This is a genomic window from Ureibacillus terrenus (assembly GCF_006569205.1).
In the GTDB taxonomy this organism is placed as follows: domain Bacteria; phylum Bacillota; class Bacilli; order Bacillales_A; family Planococcaceae; genus Ureibacillus; species Ureibacillus terrenus.
Window position 1 is genome coordinate 1 of record NZ_VIGD01000035.1, and the last position, 5,673, is coordinate 5,673.

Below are 5,673 nucleotides of genomic sequence, written 5' to 3' on the forward strand. Positions count from 1 at the left end.
CTCCAAAGATTCTAGGCATCCACCCTCGCACCTAGATACACGCCCGAAGTGTGCCCAAATGCCTCCGATCCCTTTTGTATCAAGGGGCGAGAGGCATTTTGTTTGCCTAGTGACTGTCGAACTCGGGGCAATCATTCTACCTTTTATAAGACGAATTTTCTCTGTGCCTCCCCATTCTCCTGTAAACTCCGTCCCATCAGGTGCTTCAAACTTAACTCCAGCTGGAAAATCAAACGTACTTGCTGGATTTTTAGCTGAAATCTTTTTAGTAGCTCGATCTTCAATTACTCCATCTCCACCTGAAAAGTTGGGGAGACTATCTTTATGTTTTGCGTAAGTTAAAATGTACTCATGCGATCTAGTAAAATGTCCTGCTTGAGTCCCAGTTCCTAAATCCCATACTAATTCAGAAAGTAGATTTTCTTCTCCGAAAATCTCATCCATAATTTTTCTTAAATTAGCTTTTTCTCTATCATCTATAGAAACAAATATAATGCCATCTTCTCTCAATAAATTTCTTGCCAACTTCAACCGTGGATACATCATATTCAACCAATCGGTATGATACCGTCCATTCGTTTCCGTATTCGCTTTTGTTGTTTGCTGCGTGACTTGTTTGTAATTTTTGATATTGTCATGGAAATCATCTTTATACACAAAATCCTTCCCTGTATTATACGGCGGGTCTATGTTCTTACCGTCTTTGATACAATTTATAATGAAGAATTTATATGTTGGTAGGTTTCATTTAGTAGGAAAGCCCTTGACATGAAGGAATTTAGCTAGTTTTTTATTACTTAATGAATTCAAAATTTATAGGGACAATCACTCAATATAGCTACCTGTAACCTATGCTTTTCCTTTCATTATATTTTTTGAACACACCGTCCTATACTTCAAATGAATAATTAAAAAGTATAGGCAAAATTAAAAGGTTCTTTATAGTGTGTATTATACTTGAATTTACAGCAATTAACCACCAGGTTGTAATGATTTTAATTTAAACAAACCAGTAAATGCTGTATACTTATATTGTAGCTTTGTTTTAAATATAATTGGGGGAAATCAAATGAGAGAAAATGAATGGACAAATAGTATAAAAAAATTGCTCCAAGAAGCTAACCTTGGAGATAATATTTATTTTGATACATTAAACAAAGTTCCATATGCACAAGAAATTTTATCCTACGATTTAGATTTTAAAAAAGATAAGGAACATACAATGGCATTTGAAACTGATTTGCTTGTATTTGAGAAAAAAGAATCAATAAAGCCACGTATAATCATTGAATCTAAAATTAATAGCGTTACAACCCATGATGCTATTACATATAGTTATAAAGCACAGACTCATAAAAATGTAACTCCATATATTAGGTATGGTATTATGTTGGGAAATAGAAAGCACTACCCTCTGCCTGGTAGATTGTTTAGGCACGGCACTAATTTTGATTTTATGATTAGTTTTAAAGGTTTTGTTTTATCAGAATATGAGAAATCAATTTTAATTGAACTTGTTAAAAAGGAGATATCTTATTCTAGAAAAATTGAAGAAATGATTTATGAAAGCCGCACAAAAAATAGAAAACATTACTTTTTATTACAAAAGGAACTACGGCTTGAGGAAATGTAGTAGACTTATGGAGTGTGAATCATATATCACAAATTAACTATTAATATAGGCGACAGTAAATATGTGTAATTTACAGACCTTATAAATACGATAATATTAAAGATATTATATTCATGCCTCCGTTTGGCTTAGAAAATAATATCTTTTTTAAATTCTGCTTGTGAAACGTAAGCGTCAATTAAAACAGTGCATAGCAAAAGCCAGCAAAGTAATTTATAATTAATTCAAATTACTTACTGGCTTTATTTTTACAGAATGCCTGCACATCTGGATGCCATGGTAGGAAGTCTTCCAACCATTCTGGCTCCTCATCAAATCTAACTCCGGGCATATATTTAAAAATATATAGTAGATAATTATAAGGATTTATATCATTAGCCTTAGCCGTTTCAATAATACTATAAACAGCAGCACTGGCTTTGGCCCCTTCTGGACTTCCGGAGAACAGCCAGTTTTTTCTTCCGAGAGTAAATGGTCGAATGGAGTTCTCTGCTAGATTATTAGTTATTGATATATTTCCGTCCTCAAGGAATTGCATTAAACCTTCTTTTTGATTTATAGCATAATTAAAGGCTTTATAGAGTTTAGACTTTGGTAAACAGTTATCTCTATTCGCATTAACCCATGACCAAAAAGCCTCTAGAATCGGTTTCGACCGTTCCTGACGCTGTTTTTTTCTCTCCTTAGGAGTTAAGGATTCTAACTCGCTTTCTATCTTAAAGAGTTCTTTACAGTATTGGATTGCTTGAGTTGGAAGGGTTGCTTCGATATAGATCATTTTAATCTTGCCGAAATACGATTTTTGCAACAGCTTTAATACTTCGAGGTTGTCGCCTTCAATATAAAGGTTTTTCGGTGGTACCGTCAAGAATTTTGTGTAATGTAAATGGGGTAGGGTTTCTCTGAAATGGATTTGAATTGATAGGGGACTGATTTTCTCCACACAGGAGACTGAATATTCAGTCTCTTGTGTGGAAAGGGAGAATCCCCTTATCGTATTGGTTTGATATTTACATTATTTGGTTAATTGTAACGTTCTTCAAATATTCGCTCGAGGGCTTCCTGTGCTTCGGCAAATCCTCTTAACTTTCGCCCTGCCCATTTCTCATTAAAATCTTGAATGGTCAAATACACAACTTTTTCCGCGGCTTCTAAACTACTCAAACTGTTCATCAGCTTTAGGCGTTTCCGAATCTCCTTGATCGTTCGTTCGATGGCATTCGTCGTGTAAATCACACTTCGAATACTGCTTGGATCATCCATACATGTAAGGAGGACATCCAACTCATTCGCCCAAGATTCCACTTCTCTCGGGTACTTGCTGAACCATTTCGACTCAAACTGTTGAGACATCTCCAGTGCAATTTTTTATTCGGAGATCGATAAATGAGTTTCAAATCTTCCGCCATTTCAAATTGGTCTTTTTTCCGAACACCGCTGAGTGTGTTACGGACTTTGTGAACGACACAGCGCTGCACATCGGCTTTTGGATAAACCGCCTTAAAGGATTCCTCCAGCCCCAGTAGTCCATCGAATACGCCCAGAAGCACTTCCTTGACGCCTCTTTGGTAGAGGTTTTGAAGAATTTCTTGCCATACATAAGCACTTTCTTGTTCTCCCACAAAGAAATCAAGAATTTCACGATATCCTTCTTCGTTCACCCCTAACACCACATAAATGACTTCTTTCTCCACAGTTTCGAGACGAAGTTTTATGTTATAAGCCATCCAAATATAAGACGGAATAACGCTTGTGTAGAGGACGAGTGTGCCATTTCTCGATGTCTTCCTTCAACGACATCGGTAATCCGGCTGATCGTCGTTGGAGAATAAGCATTTCCTAAAATTCATTCAATAAACTTGCCAATCTCACGGGTACTCATGCCACTTTGATATATCCTGATGATCGCTTCCTCGAGCCAGCCGATGCGGCGTTGGTAAGGAGCGAACAATTGGGTTTGGAATTCTCCATTTCGGTCTCTTGGGACCAAAAGACCTTCCATCTGGCCATATTGCGTATCTAGATTTCGCTGATAATAGCCGTTTCTCATATTCGGCGTTCCAGCCTGTTCGATTTCGAGGAAATGTTTGATTTCTTCCCGCATAATCAGTTCTAATTTTTCTTTTACAAACTGACGAATGGCATTTTCCAGTTGATTTGCCCAGTCGACATTCGGTATACTTCTTTAAGACATAGGTAGGGTACTCCTTTCTCTGAAATGTGTTGTGGTCCAAATCAGAGAATGCCCTACCTTTTTTCTTTTGATCTAGTAAAATGCTTTACACAAAATTTTATACATCATCTTATCACCTTTTTTAATAAATGAACGTGTTACAAAACACATAATAGATGTATTCTAGACCAAACAATTCTAAGTAATGCCACGACAGAATGGATTTATTCCAAATTCACCTTTTAGCTGACCATTCCACAATGTCATTGATCATTTCATAGCTTCAAATTACTCTTCTCTGTTCTTCTCAGAAACGTCAAAGTAAGCTTCAAAGTAAGCCGGGGAAACATATTTAAAAAATAAAATCCCATCATATTGTTGTGCAGGTACAAAGGAAGTAGGCATTCCCCCGCCTTCATAGGCCCGCCACTTTTTCTGTGCCCAGTTTCCATTGCACTGAATAAAACTATTTTGATAAGGGGAATGGTCAAGAAGGCTTTCCAAATGTTTTTTATTCGTTTTTTTTATTGGATATTCCTTACCTGTATAATCCAACATTTTGCCTTCCTTTGCATACAACCCCAATACAAAACTTTTCTCCTTAATCGTTTGGGAGAGGTTTTCCACAAACGATTTATAGGCAGACAGGCGCTTGGCGGAAGTATTTTTGCTAATATGCATGTTATGTGCCCAAATGATAAATTTTTCATTTGGGTATATTTCCCGTACTAAAAATTCTAGGTTTTTTGCCATTAATGCATCCCGATACTCAAAAAGTTTCGAGAAACTTTTTTCTAAAGTTACTTTCAAATAATTTACTCTATTTTCCATCGTACGGAGGACAATTTTATAAATCTTGCTGTCCGGAAAACAATGCTGTTTGAGTTCCTCAATCAATTCCATGCCCTTACTTTCCATCTCTTCCCTTATATTTTGGCGCATTGAACGCTTGATTTTCCGTTTATCGGCTGCAATCAAAACCTCGATCGCCCGCTTTTCAAAATCGACAAACTTCTGTTTGGTCGGACCCGTTAAATAAGACTCGAGGAATTCCGAAAACAAATTCTCCTTTTTTCCTTGATAAACATCCACACCAGTAAAATACAGCGGCCGCTCCTGCTTCATTTTTTTCATATAGTCAAATAATCCGAGGACAAATTCATTTTGCCACACACGCCCAATGGTACCCGCCATAAAACGTTTAGAATCAAGTTGATCAGACAGATAATCGCCAATCATACATGGCCCCAATTCGCTTTCAAAGGCAAGTACATGAAACCCCAATTCTTCATGAAGATATTTAATCAGGCTTACTTTTGCTAGACTGTATTCTTTGACGCAATGGCTGCTCTCCCCAAGGAAGACAAAGCGTTTATGTTCCAAAATCGGCTGAAGAAACTCAAAATGATAGCGGTCCATATCCCCTATATCGATACTTTGATTTTTGACTTCGTTTACAAATAAAGTAGTCATTTAAATTTCACCTTCCAAAACGGCGTCCAATTCTTCATTATTCCTCTTTCAATCATAAAGATTGTAAGCGAAGAGCCTTTCTCATTAACTCACAGTGAGTCATCCTGATATTCTGCTGTTTTTATGCAGGTTTGTGTAGAGCATATTCTGGTATATTCATCTTTAAATCATCCATTTCTTCATGTATGTCACACGTGACGCCCATATGTATAGCATAAAATATATGGTCCTTGTCTTTTTCATCATCGATAGGCAAATCCGCAATTGTTTTTGTCCTGCTAACAATAACCCTATGGCTATATGAAGTGAAGTTGTAAGAGGTGCTTTGTTCCACGTGGTTTCCAAGCTGTCTTGATCAACGAGGTCATCGAGCATATCTCCCGCCAACATCATC

At 36.9% G+C, this 5,673-nt stretch carries 2 protein-coding genes and 4 pseudogenes; 1 reads left to right on the plus strand and 5 read right to left on the minus strand.

The window, feature by feature from the left end:
• Nucleotides 1-324: 324 nt before the first annotated feature.
• A pseudogene (locus FKZ59_RS15255) lies at nucleotides 325-690 on the minus strand (DNA methyltransferase); the annotation flags it as partial.
• A 379-nt stretch (nucleotides 691-1,069) separates the two neighbouring features.
• On the opposite strand from FKZ59_RS15255, the gene FKZ59_RS13915 reads away from it, so the two are divergent.
• Complete coding sequence (locus FKZ59_RS13915) at nucleotides 1,070-1,633, plus strand: hypothetical protein (protein WP_141603350.1); 564 nt, start codon at nucleotides 1,070-1,072, stop codon at nucleotides 1,631-1,633.
• A 229-nt stretch (nucleotides 1,634-1,862) separates the two neighbouring features.
• Here FKZ59_RS13915 and FKZ59_RS13920 read toward each other — a convergent pair.
• The 4 genes and pseudogenes from FKZ59_RS13920 to FKZ59_RS14860 form a co-directional block, all read right to left on the minus strand.
• A pseudogene (locus FKZ59_RS13920) lies at nucleotides 1,863-2,399 on the minus strand (IS66 family transposase); the annotation flags it as partial.
• 257 nt (nucleotides 2,400-2,656) lie between these two features.
• Nucleotides 2,657-3,812: pseudogene (locus tag FKZ59_RS13925) on the minus strand (IS256 family transposase).
• Between the two features lie 282 nt (nucleotides 3,813-4,094).
• Nucleotides 4,095-5,279, minus strand: coding sequence for an erythromycin esterase family protein (locus FKZ59_RS13930; protein ID WP_141603352.1), 1,185 nt, complete (start codon nucleotides 5,277-5,279; stop codon nucleotides 4,095-4,097).
• A gap of 162 nt (nucleotides 5,280-5,441) precedes the next feature.
• Nucleotides 5,442-5,673, minus strand: a pseudogene (locus FKZ59_RS14860) (hypothetical protein); the annotation flags it as partial.